Origin of the sequence: Rathayibacter sp. SW19 (assembly GCF_030866825.1) — a bacterium.
Taxonomy (GTDB): domain Bacteria; phylum Actinomycetota; class Actinomycetes; order Actinomycetales; family Microbacteriaceae; genus Rathayibacter_A; species Rathayibacter_A soli.
Window position 1 is genome coordinate 3,835,930 of the sequence record NZ_CP133020.1, and the last position, 22,858, is coordinate 3,858,787.

Genomic DNA, 22,858 nt, shown 5'->3' on the forward strand with positions numbered 1-22,858 from the left:
GATATTGCCGGACGCATCCGTCTTCGCCAGCGCGAAGCCGCGCACGATGAACAGGTTGTTGCCGCCGTCGCCCTCCAGGTGCACGACAGCCTGGTTGCTGTAGACGATGAAGGTGTTGTTGCCGGTGCCGCCCTGAGCGACCAGCGGTGAACTGGTGCCGCGGGACAGCCAGCCACGGGTGGTGGCGACCGTGGCCACGTCGAACACGTTCTCGGCTGCCAGGTTGCCGGAGGCGCCGTAAGCCGGCTGCGTCGCCGTGCCGGAGGGGACCGCGGATGCCGTGCGGCGCTCACCGTAGAGCTGCCCGATCTGGAACTGGTTGTCGCCGGATCCGCCGTCGAGGTAAGTGGCCGCGGCGTTGTCGTCGACGGCGAAGTAGTCGTTGCCGCCCAGAGAGTAGACGTGCAGGCCGCCGTTGATCGCCGAGTCGTAGTTGATGCGCTCCGCGCCGAACACGCAGTTCGTGCCGACCACGGCAGTGGTGCCTTGGCAAGCGTCGGTGGTCATCGTGCCGCCCAGGCTCGCCTGCGTGCCGGCGAGGTCGGAATGCAGCAGCGCTACGAAGCCGGACCCGGCGGAGTACGGGGCACCCGAGCCGGTCGGGTTCGCCCCGGTGCCCTGATACAGCGACGGACGGGACGCGGTCTCGCCGGGGATGCCTGCCGGTGTGCCGCGCAGTAGGAAGATGTCGTTGGTCGCGTAGTCCTTGCTCGTGGTCGGGTCGATGCCGGTGCTGTTCGGCGCGCCAGCGGTGTAGGTGTCGTACCCGTAGATGTTCAGCGTGTCGGTGCCGTCGTTCGGGGCGTGCGAGCCGAGCACGTTGATCTCGTAGTTGTTCGCGGTGAACTGGCTGCCGCTGGTGAAGACGTCGTACGTGTTGGCGCCGGACTGGCCGTCGAGGGTGAGGGTGTCTGCCAGGGCGACGTCGCTGCCGAGCGGTACCATGCTCTGCAGCCGGTTGACCACGAAGGTGTCGTCGCAGCCGGTCGTGCATGCGGCCCCGGTGCCGTCGCCGACCGGCGCGAACTGGCCGGCCGTGGTGGGCTGACTGCTGCCGTAGGCTCGGGTCTGCGTGCCGAGGATCGTGCGATCGAAGACGATCAGGTCGGAGTTGACGTTGCCGAACACCCGGGTGAGGCCGCCCTCGCCGTTCGCGGCGCCGATCGCGCCGGGGAGGTCGCCGGTGGCGGGCTGGCCGCTGCGCAGCACGATCACCGTGCCGTCGTTCGGGATCGGGAAGCCGGGGATAGAGCAGATGCCGCTTGTCGCACCGGTGCAGTCGCCGTAGATGTCGATGTTGCCGGTCGTCGCGGTCGGCAGGCTCGGGTCGGTGGCGCCGGTGCCGGGGTCATTTGCCTCGGTGTAGGCGAGGATCTCGCTCGACGGATCGGTGACGATGTCGTCGGCCGAGCGCAGCGTCACGTTGCCGCCGTCGGCCTGGATCAGGCCCTGCGGAACCTGCTGCTCGGTGTTCTCGGCGGGGATGGTGCTGCCGGCGTGCAGCAGCAGGATGTCGTTTGCGTCCGAGCCGGTCACCCCGTCGGTGCTCGCCTCAAGCGTGGTGAGCCGCACGTCGTGGCTTCCCATCACGGTGCCGGGATGCTCGCCAGCGTGCGCCAAGAGCACATCGAGCGGCCCCTGCGTCTCGGTGATGAAGATGCTGCCGTCGGCCTGCGCCGCCATGTCGCAGTTCGCAGTCACCGCCCGATCGGCGTCGCTCGCGTTCTGGTAGTTCGCCCCCTGGTAGGCCAGGGTGTACGTGCTCACACAGGCGGAACCGTTCGCGGAGTTGATCTTCAGATCGTTCGAGCCGTCCGCGGCGCCGATGCTGCCGCCGAGCGCGACGAGGTCGATGGTATTGCCGATGACATCCGCCGCCGGTGAGAAGGTCTGGGTGCCGCTGCCCGAGGAGGTCAGTGCGATCGGGTTCGGGTCGGTGCTGCAGGAGGTGTCGTTGCACCAGAAGCCGGCCGAGCCCGTTCCCGCCAGGCTCGACGACAGCTCGAAGGTGTCGGTGCCCGTGGCGATCACGTAGTAGACGCCGCCGGCGACCAGGCCGCCGATCGCCGATCCGGTGGTGCTGTACACGACCTGCTGACCGGTGCTGAATCCGGATGCCCCGGTCGCGGTGACCGTCGAGCCCGCCACCGAGGCGACCGCGGTCGCAGCCACCGTCTGGTATGCCACCGACTGGCCGTCGGTGATGGAACCGGCGTCGGTGGCGAGCGTGATGTCAGCGCACGTGGCCGCACTGGCCGCGTAGCACGTGGTGACGGCGCCGACGTGCAGGTCGCCTGCGGTCTGCGTGATGCGGATGACCCCGGGTGCGAACGCGTTCAGCACGCCGAACGGCTGCGGCTCGTTCGGTGTCGTGACGGTGCCCGCCGTCGTGCTGCCGGCATCCGCCGGGTTGTAGTACGAGGAGAGGATCTCGACGAAGTTGTCGTCGGCGCCGATGGTGCCGGTCTGGGCGGTGAGCGTGACGTTCACGCCGATGACCTCGGGGGTCGGCGTGGTCTGGTCGTGGCCGGGGAACGGCGGGATCGCAGTGCCGCCGGTCGGGGCCGGCACCGTGGCATCCACGATGGAGTGCGGTGCGGTCAGGGTGACGGTGTCGTAGAACGACTTGATCTCGCCGGCCCTCAGGTCGCCCGGGTTGGGGTCGCCCGGGTTGGCGGTGGTGCCGGTGAACGTCTGTGCGCTCTCGGTCCAGGTGACGAAGCCGTTGGTGTGGGTGTTCAGGTTGCCGGTCTGCTCGACGTCGGTGATGCCCTGAACGTTGATACGTTCGTTCGCCGCGTAGGCGGTCTGGGCATCCGTGAGACCCGTGCCGGCGGTGTCCTGGGTGTGCGTGGCGTCGGCCGCGTCGACGGTGATCGAGCCGGTCGGCGTGGTGCCGCCCGCGTCGAGCAGGCTGAAGTCGTAGGTGCTGGCGATGTACTGCGGATTGCCCGCGAAGGCGCCCTCTTCGAGCCCGATCGGGTTCGTGCCATCTGGCTGGTAGAAGACCAGGTACGCCGGGGGGCTGCGCGGCCCGTTCGTGGGGTACACGTCGACGCCCACTCCGGTGCCGCTGCCGGTCTCGTACATGGAGGTCTGCAGGCGCAGCACGATATTGTCCCCGGCGACCAGAGCGCCGATCTTGAACAGGTACGGCACGGTGGGCGCGTCGGTCACCGAGGAGTCGCGGAGCCGGTTGAGCAGGTCGAGGAACAGGCTGCCGCCCGCGGTGGCAGTGATCGTCTCGGGGTGGCCGAGCCAGCTCACCAGGTCGGTGTTCAGATAGTCACCTGTTGTGCCGATGTCGGTACCGGCCAGCAACACGAGGATGTTCGTCTGGATCAGATCGTGGTGCGGGCAGGCGTTGAAGGTGTTCGGCGCGTTCGCCGGCACCGTGCCGCACGCGGTGATGCCGGCGTCGTAGCTGCTGTCCACGCCACGATCGCCCGAGGAGAAGATCGGACCGTACACGTTGGTGATGTCCGTCTCGCCGATCGGGTTCGTGATGGTGCCGTTGATCAGCAGCACCGGACCGGTGGAGTTGTCGTTCGTGATTGTGACGAGACTCGGCGACACCACCTCGTTGATCTTGAACGTCAGGCTGACCCCGTTCGTTCCCGCGTTCAGCGTGACCGTCGGGTTGCCCTTGGTGTTGATCACGTCGATGTTGTCAATCACCAGTTCGCGCGGGGAGTGGTTGATGATCGTGACGGAGTCCCAGTTGTCCCGCCAGGTGAAGGTGCCCCAGTAGTGCGGGCCGATGCACGGCTGGCCGGTGGTCGTGATGTTGCAGGCCGTCGTTCTGCCCTGCAGGGTTCCGCCGCACGGCGGGTTGCCGCTGCCGCCGACGCATGAGCCGCCGTCGATGGTGCCGCTGTGCGCTTGCATCAGGATGTCGCCGCTGTTCACGTTGATCAGGTCGTCGACCTCGATCGGCCCCGTGCCGCCGAGGTCGCCCGGTGCCGGGTTGTGCTTGCCGTTGACGGTGATGTTCACCGCGGTGGTCACCGTGCCGTCGGTGCCGATCACCAGGTCGGGTGCCGGCCCGGAGGACACCACGACGTCGGAGTTCCAGTGCACTGCCTGGTTCTGCGTCGTGTCGTGGGTGTCGATGCAGTCGGAGGTCACCGTCTTGCTGCAAGTCTGCTCGTCCGCCTGCACGAACAGCGTGAGCGCCGGGTCGGTGGTGGCGGAGAACAGCGGGCTGGCCAGAGCCGGGTCGTTGGTGTTGACACCTTCGATGATGCGCGGCCCGACATACACCACGACGCCCTGATGCCCGGATGCGATGTCGTCGAGCGTGACGGAGGTTCTGCCCAGGGGGATCGACGGTCCGATGCCGTAGAACGCCGCGTGCCTGTGGATGTCGTACGTGCCGGCGTCGTGGTAGGCACGCACATCCACCCCGTGGGTGCCGGTGATCGAGGACGACGTGGTGGAATCGCCGTCCAGCAGCGCGGTGAGGTGGGAGGTCAGCGTGTAGTTGTCCGTGGCGCTGGCGTAGCCGATGAATGCGTAGGCGGTCGCGTTCGCGGAACCGGTCGCGGTCGCGCCGCCCACGGCATCCACTGCCACCGTGGATCCGGAGATGGTGGCGTTGCTGCCGACCACCGACGCCGTGTCGTCGGTGAGCGTGGTCTCCGAGTCCGAGCCGCCGAAGTCGCCGAGACCGCCGCTGGTCGTGTCGGCGGAGATCGCGGTCTGCTGCTCGGTGTGAGAGGTGACGGCGACGTTCCCGCCGGCTGTGATGTTCACGCCCGTTGCATCGATCTGCGGACCGGAGGTGTCGTCGCCGGAGATAGTCGGGTACGCCGACGCGTCGCCGATCACGGCCTCGTCGACGATGCTGCCGCTGATGTTGGAGTTGACGCTCGGGATGGCGATGAAGCCGCCCGAGCCGTTCTGGGTGGACGCGCTGGCGTGCGTGGTCACCGCGCTCGTCACGGCGACATCACCTGCCGAGGTGAGTTCGGTGCCGTCCCAGCCTGCCGTGATGCTGCTCGCGTCGTCGTAGACGATCACCGTCGGGTCGATGGTCGTGGTCGCGGTCGGGAAGCTCACGCTGGCGACGCCGCCGTTGCCGCCCTGCGCCGACGAGCTGGTCACCCCGTCGCCGCTCGGCGGGGAGAGTGCCCGCAGCGACGAGCCGTCCGGGGCCATCAGCCCGACCGAGCCGGAGGTCAGCGACCCGGTCAGCTTCAGGTAAACCTGCTGGCCTGTGCTCGAGGCCTGCAGCGGCGCCCCGGCGAGGAACAACTGCTGGCTGCCGAAGATGTGCGTCGGGTCGAGGCTGAGATCGGTGGATCCGCCGACGGTCTCCAGGCCGATGTTGCCGTTGCCCTTGTCGTCGACCTGGTACGTGTAGCCGTCGGTGAGCCCGCCCAGCGGGGCAGGACGGATGTATTCGGCGATCGAGCAGGACGCGGGCAGCGGCGAGAGGGCCGTCTTGTTGTCGACCTCGTAGCAGGCATCCGGCAGCGTGAGGGTGATGAACTTCTGCGCGTGGTGGATCGGGTTGCCGTTGCTGTCGGTGCCGTCGGTGCAGGAGTGGTCATTCGCGTATCCGACGGCGTCGCAGTAGGTCGCGCCTAGGCGGATGGTCCATAGCGTCGGGGCATCCACGTAGTACTTGGTGCCAGTGCTCAGCCCGACGATCGAGGCGGTGACGACGGTGCCGTTCGCCAACGTGATCGATCCCGGCTGGTAGTACACCGCCTCGCCCTCGCTCAACCCGTCGCCGTTGACGGTCGGTGGGTTGCCGGGGGTCGAGACGCTGCCGAGGTAGATGGTGTTGGCGCCGGATTCGTACTGCGTGAAGGCGCCGCTGCTGCTGTTCACGTCGACGTTCACGCCGCGGTTGTCGAAGCTCAGCGGAGGCGCCGACTCGTAGGTCACTCGGTCGCCGGCCGCGAACTGGCCGGTCGTCAGCTGGTTGCCGCCGACCACTGCGCTCGGGTCGAACTGGAATGCAGTCGAGGTCGCCGCGGCGTAGGTCGTGTACAACTCGACCGTGTAGGGGTCGATCACCCGCACGTACAGCACGTCGCCGTCGGTGAAGGCGGTGCTGATCGAGGATGCCGCGCGGTAGATCACCGTCTGGCCGGTCTGCAGGCCGTCCTGCACGGCGAAGTGCACCATGGCCCGGTTGACGTCGACGCCGGAGAACGTGCCAGGCGTGTCCGCGTCGACCGACGTGCCGTCGAAAGTGGTGCCCAGCCGCACCGTGTTGCCGTCCACCACGATGACGCTGTACACCGTGTTGCACGCCGGACCGCTGAAACCGCTCGGGGTGCAGGTCGGGTTGAACAGCACCTGGTCACCGGTGGAGAGGCCGTGCTCCTGGAACGTCAGGCTGTTGTCGGATGCCGGGTTCGCGCCGCCGCTGTCCGGCGTCATCCCGGTGAGGTCGTCGGTCAGCGGGGCGCCGGCCGGCGCCGAGTCCGAGACGCCGCTCACGGTCACGCTGCCGCCGGCGACGACGGTCGTGCCGGAGCCGAGGTAGGCGTGCACCGTCGGCTTCGAGGTCGCGGTCGCCTGCGGAACGCCGACCGCCACGCCGCCGCCGCCGTACGCCTTGCCGGTGGCATCCGCCTCGGCGTCCTTCGAATCGGCGGACACCTTCAGCTCGTCAGTGCCCGCCGTGCCGAGCACGATGTGCGTGCCGGGGCCGACGTAGGCCTCCACCAGCGGCTCCGTGGTCGACTTGGCATAGCTGCCGCCGCCGGCGCCGAGGCCGCCGAAGCCGGTCAGCGCGCTCGAGGAGGTGGTGGAGGTGTCGGTCGCGGTGACCGACAGTCCGGCGGGCGCGGAGGTGGTGGTCCCGACGACCGCGCCCCCGCCGACGTACGCTTGGGCGCCGCCGTAGAGGTTCGCGTCGGTGTTGAGGATCGCCGCGCCGATGAGGCCACCGGCTCCGCCGCTTCCGGTGGCGGTGACATTCGCACCACGGGTGACGCTCACCGAGATCGCGGTGCCCGCCGCGGTGATGTCGGTATTCGCACCCAGGGAGGCCGTGTCGAGGCCGACCGTGTGCTGATCGTCGCCCACCGTGGCGTACGCGTGGGCACTGTCGCCTCCGCCCCCGATGGCGACGCTCACCACGAACACCGTCGCGGCGGCTGCGTGCGACGACTGGGCGGTCACCGTCAACTGCGAGGCCGAGGTCAACGTGCCATCGAACGATGCATGCACCGATCCGAGGTCGGTGGTGTCGACCGTGAGGGAGGCCACGCTCACGACGACGCTGCCCGAACCGCCTTCGGCCCGCGCGCAGGCGGTGTCGGTGCCTGCCGCGAGCCCGCAGCCGGTCACCGTGCCGCTCAGGCCGGCGGGAGCGCCGGCGAACACCTTCACCAGGCCGGTGGTCGCGACCGAGGCATCCTGCCCGACGCCGGCCGTGATCGTGGCATCGCTGCCGATGTCGGATGTCGTCTGCGATGCCGCGCCGCCGCCGATGACGGTGACGGCGACCACCTTCACGTGCGCGTCACTGATGTTCTGGCCGTATGCGGCGACGGTCAGCGACGCGGCCGCGGTGGGCATCGTGCCGTCGAAGGTGGCCGAGACGGAGCCGTCGACGTGCGACTCCGCATCCAGGATCGCGACCGCGACGCCGCCACCGGAGCCGCCGGGAACGTCGGCCGTCGCGGTGTTCGTGCCGGTGGCGGAAACCGAGATCGCTGCCCCGCCAGCAGAGAACACCGAACCGTCGCCGACGCTGCTCGACACGACAGCAGTATTGGTGATCTCGGCGTCGCCGTGCGCTCCTGTGCCGCCCAGGATTCCCACTGATCCGGCCACCGCCGACACGTTCGCCGTGTTCGTGCCCTTGGCGGTCATCGTGAAGCCGGTCCCGCCCGTGACCGAGCCCGTGTAGCCCGCCGTCGTCGGCGCAGAGACCTTTGCCGTCGGGATGCTGACCGCGATTCCCAGCCCGATGGCGCCACTGCCGACCTTCGAGGTGGACTCGGCGTCGTTGTCACCGGTGGCCTTGATGGTCGTGGAACCGGCGGAGGTGATCGCCGCACCGGTGCTGGTGGCCAGCACGCCGGCATCCGAGCCGATCTCGGCGTCACTGCCGGAGCCTGCCAAGGCGACACCACCGGCGACGGAGACAGCCAGCGTGTTCGCGGTGGCGTCGCTGGTGCCGTCGGCCATGATCGACACACTGCCGGAGCCGGTGATCGCTCCGTCGAGGTGCGCGCCGACCGATCCGTCGATGGTCGACGTCGAGATGAACACCGTCAGGGCGCCGAGGATTCCGCCGCTTCCACCTTCGGCGATCGCGCACGTGGTATTCGTCGCACCGCCGGTGAGGCCGCAGTCGGTGACGCTCGCGGCGAAGGCGTCTCCGTTGGTGTCCGTCGCGGGGGCGCCAGCCGTCAGGCTGACGGCGCCCGTCGCGTGGATGCTCGCGTCGTCTGCTCCGCAGGCGCCGCTGGCGAATGCCCCGACGCACGCGGTGATGTCGGCGGAGGCCGCGATGGCCGCCTCCGCATATGCCCCGGACGCCCCGGCATCGAGACCGACGCCGGCGACGATCGCGTGCGCGGATGCCAGGTTCTCACCATTCGCCGCAACGCTCACCGACCCGGCCGTGACGGTGCCGTCGAGCTGCGCACGGGTGTCGCCTGTGACGGTTGCGACGGGGAACATGAGCGCTGCGGAGAGGCCTGCGCTCACGGCGAATCCGGGCGTTGAGGCGGATGCCTCGTTCCATGCCGTCGCCGCGACCCGGGCTGCACCGGTGGTGTCGAGGTCGCTGGTGGAGGTCAGCGACGCCTCGGTGTTGCGGGCGTCGGTGGCGATCGCAACCGTCATGCCGATCGCCGCACCGGCAGACAGCGACACGTTGACGGTGCTCGCATCGATGCCGGTGTGATGGCCGGTCGCCACAACCGTCACCCCCCCTGGGCCGATGACGACGGTCCCGTGCGCACCCGACGACGCCGACGTCGTTCCGGAGTACCCGATCACGTCCACGGCTCCGGACAGCGCGTCGCCGACCCCGCCGTTCACCGCGATGACCAGCGCGGTCGGGGTGAAGGTGTCTGTCGCCTCGACGTCGATGCCGGCGATCGGGTCCGGCCCGATCGCGACATCGCCGATCGTGGCGCCGGTGTCGCCGCCGACCTCGACGACGGCGACCGTCACACCCACGGCGACGCCGGCCGCGGAGACCCCGACGGCGTATGCCGAAACCGTGCGATCCGCGGTGGCGGTCACGTCGACCCCGTTCGCGGCCTCGCCGATGGCGGCGCCGTCGTCGACGTGCGCCAGCTGGCTCGAGGTGTCGGTGACCACCAGCACCTGGCCGGCGATCGCGAATCCGCCGAGCGCCCCGGACGCCACAACGCCGAGCACGTTCTCCTCGAGGGTCGCGGCGACGCCGACGGTTCCGCCGGAACTCACCGATGCACCGTCGTAGATGCCGGCATTCGTCGCCAGTCCGAGCGACAGCACGCTCACCCCGGCACCGGCGGCGCCGAGCCCAACCGCGGCGACACCGGCCACGGTGGTGACATCCAGGCCGTCGTCGGCCTTCACGCTCACGTCGCCGCCGGCGTGCACGGAGCCGTAGATCCCTGCCGACGTCCCAGACGGCGGCGGGGTCTGGCTGAACGGCGCCGACGCCACCGTGGTGCCGGGCTCGTGGCTCGTCACGCTGCCGCCGCCCGTCGTGGATGCCACGTTCTGGTACCGAGCCTGCGACTGCACATCCTGCCAGTCGGCCGGGTCGGTGGACGGGTCTCCGGCCGAGCCTGCGACCGTGTCGAGTGCCTGGTAGTGGTCGCCGTTGGCGTCGAGCACGACCTGTCCTGCGTCGTACGTCTTGGTCGGGTCGAAGGTCGGGCTGTCTGCTCCGGAGAGGATCGAGCCCCACCCGGCCGCGCTTCCGCTGCTCTTGCCGCTCGCCACGGTGTCGCCGACGCCCTGGGCGCTGCCGCCCGATCCCCCTGTCGGGGTCTGGTCGGACAGGTTCCAGGCGCCACCGGTGTGGCTCGACGAGTACTGGTCGGCGGCGGGTGTCACGGTGTCGTTGGTGAGGTTCTTGCGCGCCGCGTAGGTGTGGCCGCCGTAGGCCACCACGTCGCCGACGCGGTAGTCCATGCCGGACGTCCACGGCTGCGGCGCCACGGTCGACGGGCTCTGGTTCGACACGGTCCAGTAGGCGGTGTCCACGTTGCCTGAATTGTCGGTCGGAGCCACGCCCGTGCTCGCCACCACGGCGGAGTAGAGGTGCCCGTTGTAGGTCACCAGGTATCCGGCCGCGTAGCTCGCGGTCGCGGTCCAGGCATCCACCGTCGGGCCGTAGCCGTTCTGCTGGTAGCTGTCAGACGGGCCCGTGCCCACTGACCACACTGAAACGGCGCCCGCGACGCCGACAGCACCGGCTCCGACGCTGACGGCGATGGTGCGCACGTGCTTGTACGCCAGCGCGTTCACCTGCACGGCGCCCCCCGCCCACACGTCGCTTCCGGTGCCGAGGTAGGCGGTCACGTTCACGGACGCGACACCGATGTCGACGGCGCCGGCGATGCCGCCCGCGCCCACCGCCACCCCGCCCGCGATGGTGAGGGTGTCCAGCGCGTCGGTGGCGGAGACATCAACGCCCTGCCCGGCGGCAGCACCGGCGATCAGAGCGCCGCTGCTGCTCTTGTTCACGGTGGTGTTCGCGCCGACGTACGCCTCGGAGGTGACCGTGAAGAGGTGCACGCCCACACTGCCGGCCACGCCGACGAACCCGCCGCCGACTCCGGCCACCACGCCGAGCGCATGCTCCGTGGCGGATGCCTGCACCGCCAGCCCCGTGAAGCCGGTCAGGGTGCCGAACTCGGCGCCGCTGCGCGCTCCACTGTCGACACCGGCCAGGCTCGGGCCGGCGCCGAGCGCGATCACGGTGTCGTTCGCGTCGAGGTACGCCTTGACCGTCTTGTCGACGACCGCGACGGCGACCCCGGCGCCGACACCGCCGATGCCGATGCCCACCGTGGCGGTAACCCCGGTCAACGTTGTGTCGTCGGCCGCTAGCACGGCCACACTTCCGCCGGCATTCAACGTGGTGCCGGTACCGGTGTACGCCTCGGTGTCCGGGTTCAGCACAGTGACCGAGACGCCGCCGGCGACCCCCGCATAGAACCCGCCGGCTGCGACGGCCGCCACCGAGACGACCGAGTCCTGACCCGAGGCGGACAGCGCGATGCCGCCCGCCGCATTGACCGTGGCGTTCGACCCGATGGTCGCCGTGGTGGTCAGGCCGACCACCCCGACCGCAACGCCGGCGCCGACGCCGACATCGCCGGCCACGGCGAGCGCCGCGGCGACACCGAGTTCGTGGAAGTTGTTTCCGGCCACGACCAGCACGCTCTGGTCGGGTGCGGCGGCGGGGTCGTCGCTGCCACAGGCCGGGTCGGTCGGGTTGCAGTTGATCTGGGCGCCGTCGCCGATCGAGGCCTTGGTGGTCACGGTGACCACGGCGACCGAGCCGGAGACATTCACCGCCACGGAGCCGGAGAACCCGGCGGCCACGCCCAAGGCGGAGATCTCGTCGCTGTTCGTGGCGGTGACCGCGACGCCCGCGAACCCGCTCCGCGTGCCGGCTGTCGCGGTCTGCGGGTTGCTGGCGCTCGCATCTGCGGAGGGGAGTTGGCCGCTTGCCACGATGCTCTGCGAACGGCCGCTGCCGCCACCGCCGAGGGTAAGGAACGTGCCGGCCTGGGCGAGGGCCTTGGTGGCGGCGAGTTCGATCTGCTGCCCGCCGAAGCCTCCGGGGCCGACGCCCGAAGCGCTGGTGCCGCACTGGCCGGATACGACGGGGACGCAGATGACGTAGTAGGTCTGGCCGTCCTGCAGGCCGCCGATCGGGGTGCCGCCGCCTGCGCTGTAGACGACCGCGTCACCGGTGGCGAAGGTCGAGGCGTACGGCAGCGTGATGACGTTGCCGGTCACATCGGTGACGGGATTGAAACGGGGGGAGGAATCGGATGCCGCGCCCGGCTGGTTGACGGCGACGAAGCGCTGGTTCTCACCCATCAGGCCGCTGGGCAGGCTGAGGCCGGTGATGGGCACGAGCCCTGGGGTGCATAAACTCGTGCATCCCGGAGGGGCGCGCGGCGACAAGGACAACTGGATCCAAGTGGGATACCCGGGAACGTCGATCACGTAGTACGCGTTGCCGCTGGTGAGGCCGGCGATGCTCGCGCCTCCGCCGTTGTCGTACAGCACCTGCTGGCCGTTCGCGAAGCCCGCGTTGTAGCCCAGGTTGATCACCGAGCCGGCCGGCAGCGACGGCGGCAGATTCGTGGGCAGACCCTGGCATCCGGCCGCACTGCAGGTGCCGCCGGGCCCGTCGGTGTACCCGCGCGGATCGAAACCGCTGTCGGTCGAGTTGGTCAGGTAGCTGCCGGTCGCCACCGTGCTGAAGGAGATGCGACCGGGCAGGGCGTCGGCGGTCACTCTGGCCCCGTTGCCGACGGATGCCTCGGTGTCCTTGGTGACGATCGGCACGGCTGCGCCCGCCCCGACCGCGGCGGTGCCGGATGCCGTCAGGTTGCCGCCGACAGCGGTCATGGTCAGGTGCTCGTCGGCGGAGACGATCACGTTGCCGCCTGCGACGACGAAGGCGTTGTCGCCGATCTTCGCCGTGGTGGTGACGTGCACCACCGGCACGGCTGCGTTCACGGCGACCGCGACGTCGCCCGAGACCGACGCGCCGACCGACAGCGAAGTGATGCCCTCCGACGACCCTGAGGTCACGGCGACGTCGCCGTTGGCCTGCACGGTGGCACCCGTGCCGATCTGGGCCTGGGTCGTCTTGTTGATCACCTCGACGTCGGCGCCGACGCCGACGCCCGCGTCGCCGCCGATCGCGACCTGTCCGGCCAGCGCCAGCAGCGTCGTCGCGTCGCGCGCGGTCACCGTCACGTTCTGATGCGGCGCCGTGGCTGTGTCTGCCGGATCGGTGCAGGCTGACCCGACGCAGTCGATCTTCGCGTCGTCTCCGATGCCCGCCGTGGTCGTGTCTGTGATCACCTCGATGGTGACCGAACCGGCCACCCCGGCGGTCTCGCCTCCCGCACCGGCCACCGAGATCAGTGTGAGCGGCTGCGCCTGCTCGGCATCCGCCGCGACACCGCCCGTGCCCGCCGAGCTCACGTCGTCGTACGCGCCGATCGTCGCCGACACCGGGCTGGTACGCACCAGGATCGCGGAGGCGATCCCGACCCCGGCCGTGCCGCCGAAGGCGAGTCCGCCGGAGTACAGCTGTGTCTTCTGCTGTGTCGTGCCGTCCAGCGTGGTCGTCGCACGGTAAGCGAGGTCGCCGAACGCGACGAGGTCGCCCTGGGCGTGCGTTGCGCCGGACACCCATGCCGGGATCGCAGCCCAGTCTGCGGTGTCGGTCACCGGGTCTGCTGTCGAGCCGCTGACATCCGTGAGCGCCTGGTAGAGCGTGTCGCCGAACAGCACGACCTCACCGGTCGCGTAGCTTTCGCCCGAGACCCAGGTGTCGGCGCGCTGCCAGTCGGCCGGATCGAGATCGGGGCTGACGACAGAGGATGCCACGGCAGCCAGGGCGCGGTACGCGATGCCACCGACCGTGACCAGGTCTCCGGTCGAGTATTCCGCCCCGCGCATCCACTGGCCGACGGACTGCCAGTCGGCCGGGTTGTCCGTGGAGTTGCCGATGGCGACCGCGGCGCGGTACAGGCTGCCGCCCGCCGCGACCACATCACCGGCCTTGTAGTCGGTCCCCGCGGCCCAGGCGGCGGAGGTCAATGCGGTCCAGTCCGCGGCGTCGGTGTCGGGCGAGGCGTTCGTCGGCAACCCGCTGTCGGTGTCGAACGCCGCGACGATGCCGGCCTGCGCCTGGTAGGCGATACCGTTGTACTGCACGACGTCGCCTGTCGCGTAGTCGGCAGTCGGATCCCACATCGGCACGAGCACCCACGAGCCCGGGGTGTCGGCAACCGACGTCACCGCGCCGGTCGCCACGTAGGCACCGGCGAGTCCGCCGACGATCTGGCCGGCGGCGTAGTCGGCACCCGGGGTGAACGTTTGCACCGGCTGCCAGTCGCTGGTCGAGTCGGGCGTGATCGCCAAGGAGGGGTCGTAGTCGTTCTGGTGCGCGCTCACGCTCACATTCCCACCGGCGCGCACCGTCGTGCCGGCGCCGCTGCCGCCGCCGATCGAGGCAGTCGTGCCCAGGCCACCGGCCTGGTTGGTGACGATGACGATGATCGAACCGGCGATGCCGGCTTCGTCGGAGGCACCCGCCGATGCCGCTACCGCGAGGATCGGGTCGGTCGAGGCCGAGCTGACGCTCACGTCGCCACCGGTGGCGATCTTCGATGATGCCCCGAGCGAGGCCGCCACCGTCTCGTCGGTGACCCCGACGATGAGTGCGACGCCGGCACCCGCATCACCGTTGGTCAGACCCAGCCCGCCTGCGATCTCCACCCGATCGGTGTCGTCGCGGGCCAGCACGGTGAGCGTCTGGCCGGGGCCGGAGGTGCCCGCCTGGTTGATCAGTGCGCCGTCGCCGATGGTGGCGGTGGTCGTGCGGCTCCAGACGTCGACCACGAACGACCCGGCGACCGAGGCATCCCCCGTTCCCGCTGCCCCTGCGACGGCGAGCGTGGAGATCGCGGGCGAGGCCACGATGCTGCCGGGCTTCGGGATGAGCACGACCCCCGGGATGCCTTCCAGCGCGGTCAGCAGGTTGGACGCGATGAGGCCGACGTCCACGCCGAGCAGGCCGAGGCTCGAGGTGGCCTGCACCGTGATGGCCCCTGCCGCGTTCAGGGTGGTCGGCGAGGTGGTCGTGGAGAGCACAGTGGCCGTGGTGGAGACCGGCTCGAGGATGTTCACGGCGATCGCCGCGCCGACCGCGACGCCGCCCTTCGACAGGGCCCCGGCGACGGCCAGGTTCTGCAGGCCCATCGGGTTGCCGGCGATCACCGCGAGTTCACCGGTGGAGCTGACATCGGCTCCCGCGCCGATCTGGGCTGAGGTGGTGTAGAGCAGCACGTTGAGGCCGACGGCGGCACCGACCTGCGGGTTGGACTTGCCGCCCGCGGCGGCGAAGCCCCAGACGATCACGGAGTTGGACTCGGCCGCGCCGGTGCCCGGATCCACCGGTGTGCCGGCGTACACCCGCACGCCGTCGCCGGAGACCGTCGCTCCGGCGCCGATGCTCGCGCCGACTCCGATGTCCAGGTAGTTGAAGCCGACCCCGGCCGCGATGTTGGTCTTGGCGTCCTTCGGGTTCAGCGCGATGCCCAGTGCGCGGGCCGCCGCGGTGGTGAGCTGGGTCGCCTCGACGTCGACCGGTCCGTCTGCGGCGACCGTGACGTTCGGGTCGATGGCTGCGCTGGTGGTGGCCTGTACCCAGACGATGGCGATGGAGGCGGCGACGCCGACCCCGCCGCCCGACTTGCCCGTCTCACCCGACGCCTTGTCGCCGCCCTGCTTCGCTGCGGCATCGGCGGACGGCACCTTGTCCGCGCCCTTGCCGCCGGCGTTGGGGTCGTTCGACACCGCGGAGTCGGCGGTGTCGTCTGCGGTCTTTCCACCGCTGGGGATGTCGAATCCGCCGATCGCGCTGGCGTTCGAGACCGCCTCGGCGTCGATCTCGGACTCTGCGGCGACCTCGACGTCGTCGGCCATCACGCTGCGGCCGAGTTCCGCCGTCGTCGACCAGTCGACGATCAGCGGAAGCGAGACGGCGGCGCCGACGCCGACCTTCTCCGCCTCAACGTTGGCGTTCGCCCCCGTTTCTGCGGCGTCCGCCACGTGTTCGGCCTTCACCGTCACGCTGCCGGTGAGCATCAGCGGTGCAGCCCCGGTGGGCGCAGCACCGATGATCGCCCAGGTGTGGTCCTGCGTGTCGACCACCAGTGCGACGGCCGGGCTGAATGCGTCGCCGCCCTGTGTTCCGGCTTCGGCGACCGTGGAGATCTTGCGCTCCGAGGATGCCGTGACGGCCACCGATCCGCCTGCCGTCACCGGAACGCCGCCGGCGATCTCGGCGAGTGTGGTGGTCGGGGTGAGCACCTGGATGGCGACGGATGCCCCGACCCCTGTGCCCTTGCCGGTGCTGTCCTGACCGGTGATCGGCGCCGACAGGTTGCACGGCAGTCCGAGGAAAGCCGCGCAAGTCTGGAAGCCGGCGCGGGCGGATGCCTCGGCCGCGTCGTCCTGAGTGAACGTCGCCGTCAGGGTGAGGTCGCCGCCGTGCACGTCGATCGACGCGCCGGCCGGAACGGTGGCTTCGGTGTCGGCCGAAACGATGTTCAGTGCCAGCGCGCCGGCGGCGCCGAGGCTGCTGGTGTTGCTGGCCCCCGCCTTCGCGGTCGCCTCCACCGTGCTCGTGACGTCGGTGCCGCCGCCATCTTCGGATGCGACGGGCGTCATCGTCGCCGTCACCGACAGGCCCTGGGCGTCGATGCTCGATGCACCCGTGGTGGCGATGTTGGTGATCGATACGTCGTTGACGGCCACCCCTGCACCGATGCCGTCGGTGACCTTGGAGGCGGTCTGCCCGTTGCCCTCCGCTGTGACGTCGGTGTTCGCGGAGCTCGCCAGGCCCAGCGCTCCGCCTGTGCTGATCACCGTCAGACCGTCGGCCAAGTATGCCTTCGAGGTGGTGGTGACGACGTTGACGGTGACTGCCCCGGCCACGGACAGCGAGCTGTCACTCGTCTTGCCCTTGGTGTCGGAGTCGCCGGCCGTTGGGGTCGTGGTCTTGGATGCCCCCTGCCCGGTGAGCAGGGTGGAGACCGCGTTGCCCTGACCGAGCACCCTGTTCGCGAAGGTCGTGATGCCGCCTGCCGAGGAGCCCGGCGCACCCGGCGCCGCAGCGTCGGTGCTGCTCTCGTTGCCCGACGATCCGGTGGCGGTCAGGCTGATCGGGCCATCCGCGGTCAGGTTGCGGCCCAGGTACGCCTCGACGTCGTCGGCGACCACGTTGACCACGATGGCCAGCGCGATGCCGGTGGAGTCGGCATCCACGTCGCCACTGCCCTCGTTCTTCGTCGTGGCGTGCTGCGTGGCCTCCAGGTCTGCGCCGCCCGACAGAGTCAGGCCGCTTCCGCTGCCGATCGAGGCGAGGGTGGTCACGTTCGCGATGGTGAGCGCCACCGACGGCGAGAGTCCCACGCTGCCGCCGTCGGCACCGGAGACAGCCTTCGTGTCGACGGCGTTGCCGTCTTCGGCGGAGATGGCCAGCTCGTTGCCACCGGTCAGCACGGTGTCGTTCTGGAGTCCGGCCGTCGTGCCGACGTTGTCGATGTTCAGGCCAAAGGATGCGCCGATGCCGACCTTCGGCGACTCGTCCGACCCGTTCGACACCGGCACCAGGTACTGGGCGTCCCCGGTCGCTACGCTGGGATCCAGCACCATCGGCTGCAGCGCGAGCGCCGCTGCGTAGGTGCTGGCGAGCTCGATGTAGCCGGGCTTGACGACAATCGCATAGTAGGTGCGGTTGTCCACGAGTGCCTTGGGGCAGCTGAGCGTGAAGCCGACGCCGATGACCGGGATGCACAGCGGGTCTTTGACGATGCCGATCGGGTCGCCGCCGCCCGTGTGGTAGACCACGGCTTGGCCGGTCTGCAGGTTGCCGTCGGTCAGGTTGTAGCCGAGCACGATGGTCGTCAGGTCGGCGGAGCTGCCGGTCGGGTTCGGGATGATCGTGCCTGCGGCGTTCGGGTCGAACGCATCCCGGAACGGGGTGGCGCTCGAACTCGAGTCGGTGTCGGTGGCGGCGTGCATTCCGACGTCGCCCGTTCCAGCGTTCGCGGTCGCGACGCTGGGACCGGATGCCAGCAGCTGAGCGCTCGTGGTGCTGGAGACGATGTTCAGCGCCACCGAGCCGTTGATGCCCACCGTGCCGCCGCCGGACGACGCGGAGATCGCCTCGGCGTCCTCCGAGTTCGTGCAGTCCGTGCCCTCGACTGTGCAATCCGTTCCGCCGACCGGGGTCATGGTGGCCGACAGGTCAAGGCCGTCGGTGGTCGCGGTCGCGCCGGGGTCGATGTTCGCGGTGTTCGTGATCTTCACGAGGTTGAGTGCGACACCGGCGCCGATTGCGACGGTCGCCCCTCCGGTGGCGGTCTCGCCGTCGGCGATCGCGGTGCCGTCGGTGTTGCCGCTGGATGCCAGTGCGAGCGGCCCGCCGATGACGGTGACGGTCACACCCGACGGCAATGAAGTATCGCTGACCGAGTTGACGATATTGATCGAGATCGCTGCGGCAGCACTGATCGGGGTCTTCGAGTCCTCGGCGCTGCCTGCGGTGGGGGTCGAGGTGTCCTTGCCCGGTTTGGCGTCGTTGGAACCGGCGAGCTTGTTCGCCATGCCGAGGAAGGCATCCGCCTGCTGGTTGACGTTGCCTGCCGGGTTCGAGTTCTCGTCCGGCGCTCCCGCGGTGCCCGCCCAGGTGGTGGCGGAGGTCGACGACGCCCCGCTGGCCGTGAACGCAGCGGAACCCACCGCCTGGACGTCGCGCGCCGTGGTCGCGGTCACCACATGGTCGGCGTCGTTCACGGCGACGGAGACGCCGATGCCGGCATCCGAGGTCGTGTCTCCGCTCGCACCGGTCGTCACTGCGGCGGACTGCGTTCCGGTGGCGCTCAACGCCCCATTGAGGATCAGAAGTGCACCGGTGCCGATGTTCGCGTTCGTGGTCACGTTGGAGATGGCCACGGAGACTACAGGAGTGATGGCCACGCTCGAGCCGGTGGAACCGGACTTGGCTTGCAGCGTGGACGAGTCGTTCGTGGTCGCCGACAGGGTGAGGTTGCGCGCACCGGTCAGCGTTGACCCGTCGCCGAGCGACGCCGTTCCGGTGTCATTGACGATGTTCACGGCGACGCCCGCCCCGATGCCGACCGTGTCGCTCGGGGTCTGCACGAGCTGCAGGAAGTGGAAGTCGCCGGCGGCGACGGTGGGGTCGAGCGGCAGTGCAAGGCTCTGCGTGAACGCACCGGGCAGCACGGCCGGGTACAGGCTGCCGGAGATCAACTCGACCGGCGTGAGTCCGAAGGTCGCGTCGCCAGGGTTCGGATCGGGCGTGCACACACCCGGCGTCCAGGTGTTCGGGCAGTAGAGGTAATACGTGCCGCCCATCACCAGGCCGCCGATACTGGTGCCGCCGCCATTGGAGTAAGTCACCTTGTCGCCGGTGACTGCCGGCAACCCTGCTCCCGTGCCGTTGGTGTGCAGAATCGGGAACGGCAGCCAGATGGTGCTGCAGTCAGTGAGTGTGCTGCAGCCGGCAACCGCCGTCTGCGGTGTGAAGAAGTTGCCGGTGGGCAGCGCATTGGTGGTCGATTCCGTGGTGTGCTCGCTCGTCAGCGTCACATCTGCCGCGGCCGGCAGGGTGAGCACGGCGTTCGGCGCCAGGGTGGCCGAGTGGTTCACCGTGACGGAGTTCAGTGCGAACGCGCCCTCGAAGCTGCCGCCCGTTCCACTCCCCGACACGTTCACTGCGGTCCCCGTGCCGGCGGTGGCGTTGGTGTCGAACGTGTCGCTCGTCGCAGGCGCCTCGATGGTGACGCCGCCGGCGGTCAGTGTGGTGTTGCCGCCGATGTGCGCGTCGTCGGTGACGTTCGCGACGTCGACCGCGACCGCGGCTCCGATGCCGGTGGCCGTGCGCAGCACCGAGTGGCCGTCGGCCGTCACCGGGGCATCCACGCCGCCGGCCGCGTGCACCAGCACCGTGCCGGTTCCGACGTTCGCCGAGAAGGTGCCGCTCGCCGGCGCGATGTATGCCTGGGTGTTCGTGGTGACGTTGGCGACCGCGAGCGCTGCGGCAGCGGCCAGCGGGCTGAGGGCGGTGATGGCGGTTCCACCGAGGAACTGAGCCGCCGGGGTGATGGGCGAGCCCGATCCATCGGTGTTCGCGGTGGCGCCACCGGGGCTGGCTGCGGCATCCGTGGTCAGGGTGTTGGCGGTGTCGGAGGTCACCGACAAGCCGCTCGCCGTGTTCCCGGATGTGCCGGCGTCGATGTACGACTTCGTGGACTCGTTGAGGGTCACCAGCGCCACACCGGCTCCGCCGCCTGCCAGAAGGGCGTCACCGCTGGCTGTCACGTTCGTGTTCGTCCTCGCCGCCAGCGTGACAGCGCCGGTGGCCTGGAACGTGGAGCTGCCGGAGATGTTCGTCGTCGCGTCGTTGGTGACGTTCACCTTGGAGAAGGCCGCATCGACTGCGGGCACGCCACTTCCTGCGGCTGCGCTCGACACAGCGCTCGCGCCGACGGTGGACGTGGCGGTCGCGGTGACGTCGCCGCTGGAGATCACCTTCGTGTCGACGAGCGACACCGTGGCATCCGAGGTCACGGTCACGACGTTGACCACGTTGGACGAACTCGGCGTAGAACTCGCCGTCGCCGCCACGGAGATGGCTCCGCCCTGCAGCGTCGCTCCTGTGATGACGATCGAGGCTCCCGGCGACGCGGTGAGCGATCCCACGCCCGGCGTGCCATTGTCGGTCATGGCTGCCTGGAACGTGATGGTGCCGTCGCCGCCCGCGCTCTGGGTGTCGATCACGACCCCGTTGACGGTGATCGACTGCGCTTGCACGTTCAGGGTGGCGCCGGGGATGTTCAGATTGCCGTTGATGGCGACAGAGCCGGCAAGCGACGTGATGGTGAGGCTGGTGGTTCCCGCTTCGGTGAACGTGGTCGACTCGCTGCTGCCGCTGACCGTCACGGTACCGTCGCCGTTGTTGGTCACGACCGCGACCCCGGTCTGGTTGACCGTCACCGAGGAAGATCCGCCGGGAAGGACGACCGGCTCCAGTCCGGCGTAGCGCAGGGGCGTTCCGTCGATCACGACGGTTCCGGAGTGCTGGTCTGTACCGGTCGACACCACCGACTGGCGGTGCCCGGCGATAATGAGGCTGTCGTAGCCGCCCGCGCCCCCGTCGAGGAGCCCAGATACCGATCCGCCGGGTTCGAGGGTGAAGGTGTCGCGGTTGTTCGCCGCCCCGAGGAGATTCGCGACGTTCATGAAGGAGACGGCACCGAAGCTGCCGCTGTCCGGGCCGGTGATCGACCACTGGGTGTCCGCGGGAGGGCCGCGGATGGTGTTGACACCTCCGCCGCCGTCGAAGCTGAAGGTCACCCCGGCAGGAGCGCCGGCCGAATCGATCGCCACGTCGTCGTTGCCCGCGCCACCGACGATGGCGATGTGCGTGACGCCACCGAGGGGAGCTCGCGTGATGGTGCCCGTCGCGCCGTCACGGTACCCGACAGTGCCGCTCGCCGGGTCGTAGTTCAGCATGCCGACGAGCGTCAGGTTGCCGGCGTTCAGGGTGAGCGTCGACCCGCTGCTCACCCACACCAGCGGAGCACGCGTCGCCGTGATGACCGGGGTGCTCGACGCGGGTGCGCTCGGGCTGGCGCTGCTGACGCCGGATGTCGTCGTGGTCGTGGTGGTGCTCGGCGCCGTCGTCGCCGGGGCAGGAGTGCTCACTGGACTCGGGCCGTCGATCATTCCCGTGGCGGGGGTCACGCCGGCGGCCGGCGTCGTGACCGTGCCCGTGCTCGGAGTACTCGGGTCGGATGCGTCAGAAGGCGAGGATGCTCCGAGCGCCGGAGCGCCGGTAGGAGCCTGGCTCGAACTGCTCGTTGCGGTGTCGGCCGGAGTCGAGGCAGCTGTGGTCGAGGCGGCCGGAGCAGAGGCGGCGGGCACAGAAGCGGCCGGAGCAGAAGCAGAGGGAACCGCCGCCGCCGCGGCCGGAGCCGCCGCCGCCGCCGCGGCCGGAGCCGGCGCCGCCGTCGCGGCCGGAGCCAGCGCAGGCGTTGCCGAGGGGAGTAGCGATGCGTCCACCGGCCACGACTGGCCGGGCTCTAGCGTCGGGGCCATCAGGCCGCTCGTGGTGTGCTCCAGGCCGAGGAAGTGACCGAGCTCGTGCCGCAGCACGGTCGGCAGGTCCATGTGATCGGATGCCGGAGCCGACGGGAAGCTGACCGACCAGCCCCAGCCGGCGGCATCCGTGCTCACCATGATGGAGTCACCGGTCTGCGATCCGAGCGCCAGCCCGCCCAAGTCGCCCGAGCTGACCGTCGCCGCGGAGAAGTCGGCCGACGGGTCTGCTGCCTTCCATTCGGACTCGGCCTGCGCCGCCGCGCTCGACAGATCGGCTGCGCTCAGCGCACCGTCTGCACCGACCGGTGTCGTCGGCGCGGCTGCCGCCTCGAGGTGCTGAGTTGTGACGTCGGCGGGCGACGCCGACGAAGCGGGAGTTGACGACGGCGTCGGCGTCGGCGTACTCGAGGCAGTCGGCGTCGAGGTCGGCGCGGGCGTCGAGGTCGGAGTCGGCGTCGAGGTCGGAGTGGGTGTTGGAGCAGGAGTGGGCGTCGGAGCAGGAGTGGGCGTCGGAGCAGGAGAAGAACTGCCCGACGGTTGCCCTGACGTGCACGTGACCGAGTTGCCGTCGGTGGACCGCACGCAGTTCATCTGCGAACCGGAGCTGCCCACGGTAGGGATCGTCGACGGTGCCGACGATGGAGCCGGTGCGGGCGACGTCGACGTGGGCGCGGGCGCCGTGACGACCTGAATGACCGTGCGCGTCACGGTCGAGCTCGCGGCTCCGTTCACGGTCGCGTGCCCGGCAGGCGTGGTAGGAGTGACGGCGTTGCCGGTGCCCTTGACAGGCGTTTCCGCACCGCTCTTCCCCAGCAGTGGTCCTACGGACCCGGATGCCGCGTGGCTGGCGAGAGTCTTGGCCGCCGCGGTTGCCGGCGAACTCGACTGCGAGATCGTCGCTGCGGACGCGGCGTTCAGCACGGCTTGATTGCCGAGCGAGATTCCCGCGATCATTGCGACGGACGCCACCAGAACGAGAGCGCCT

The 22,858-nt window shown here is 69.9% G+C and carries 4 protein-coding genes (1 of these 4 cut by a window edge); 3 read left to right on the plus strand and 1 reads right to left on the minus strand.

Annotation, left to right across the window (positions count from 1 at the left end):
- A protein-coding gene (locus QU604_RS17840) for a CLIPPER-2 domain-containing protein (protein ID WP_308465952.1) crosses the window boundary here: on the minus strand, positions 1 to 21,339 show its 5' portion. Its footprint begins 13,404 nt before the window's first position; 21,339 of the gene's 34,743 nt are visible here — the first part of the coding sequence; it begins with the start codon at positions 21,337 to 21,339; its stop codon lies off the left edge, out of view.
- On the opposite strand from QU604_RS17840, the gene QU604_RS17845 reads away from it, so the two are divergent.
- From QU604_RS17845 to QU604_RS17855, 3 genes are all read left to right on the plus strand, one after another.
- The gene (locus QU604_RS17845) at positions 21,317 to 21,907 is read left to right on the plus strand and encodes a hypothetical protein (RefSeq protein ID WP_308465953.1); all 591 of its coding nucleotides are present in this window, start codon (positions 21,317 to 21,319) and stop codon (positions 21,905 to 21,907) included. The genes QU604_RS17840 and QU604_RS17845 overlap by 23 nt on opposite strands.
- Positions 21,908 to 22,216: 309 nt before the next feature.
- Positions 22,217 to 22,564 (plus strand): hypothetical protein, encoded by a 348-nt coding sequence (locus QU604_RS17850; RefSeq protein WP_308465954.1) that lies wholly within the window; start codon positions 22,217 to 22,219, stop codon positions 22,562 to 22,564.
- Complete coding sequence (locus QU604_RS17855; RefSeq protein ID WP_308465955.1) at positions 22,565 to 22,801, plus strand: hypothetical protein; 237 nt, start codon at positions 22,565 to 22,567, stop codon at positions 22,799 to 22,801.
- Positions 22,802 to 22,858 lie beyond the last annotated feature (57 nt).

What these genes read in the sequence shown, in the direction of transcription:
- QU604_RS17855 (WP_308465955.1), top strand. Translation starts at nt 22,565, where the DNA reads ATGACCGTGCGCGTCACGGTCGAGCTCGCGGCTCCGTTCACGGTCGCG.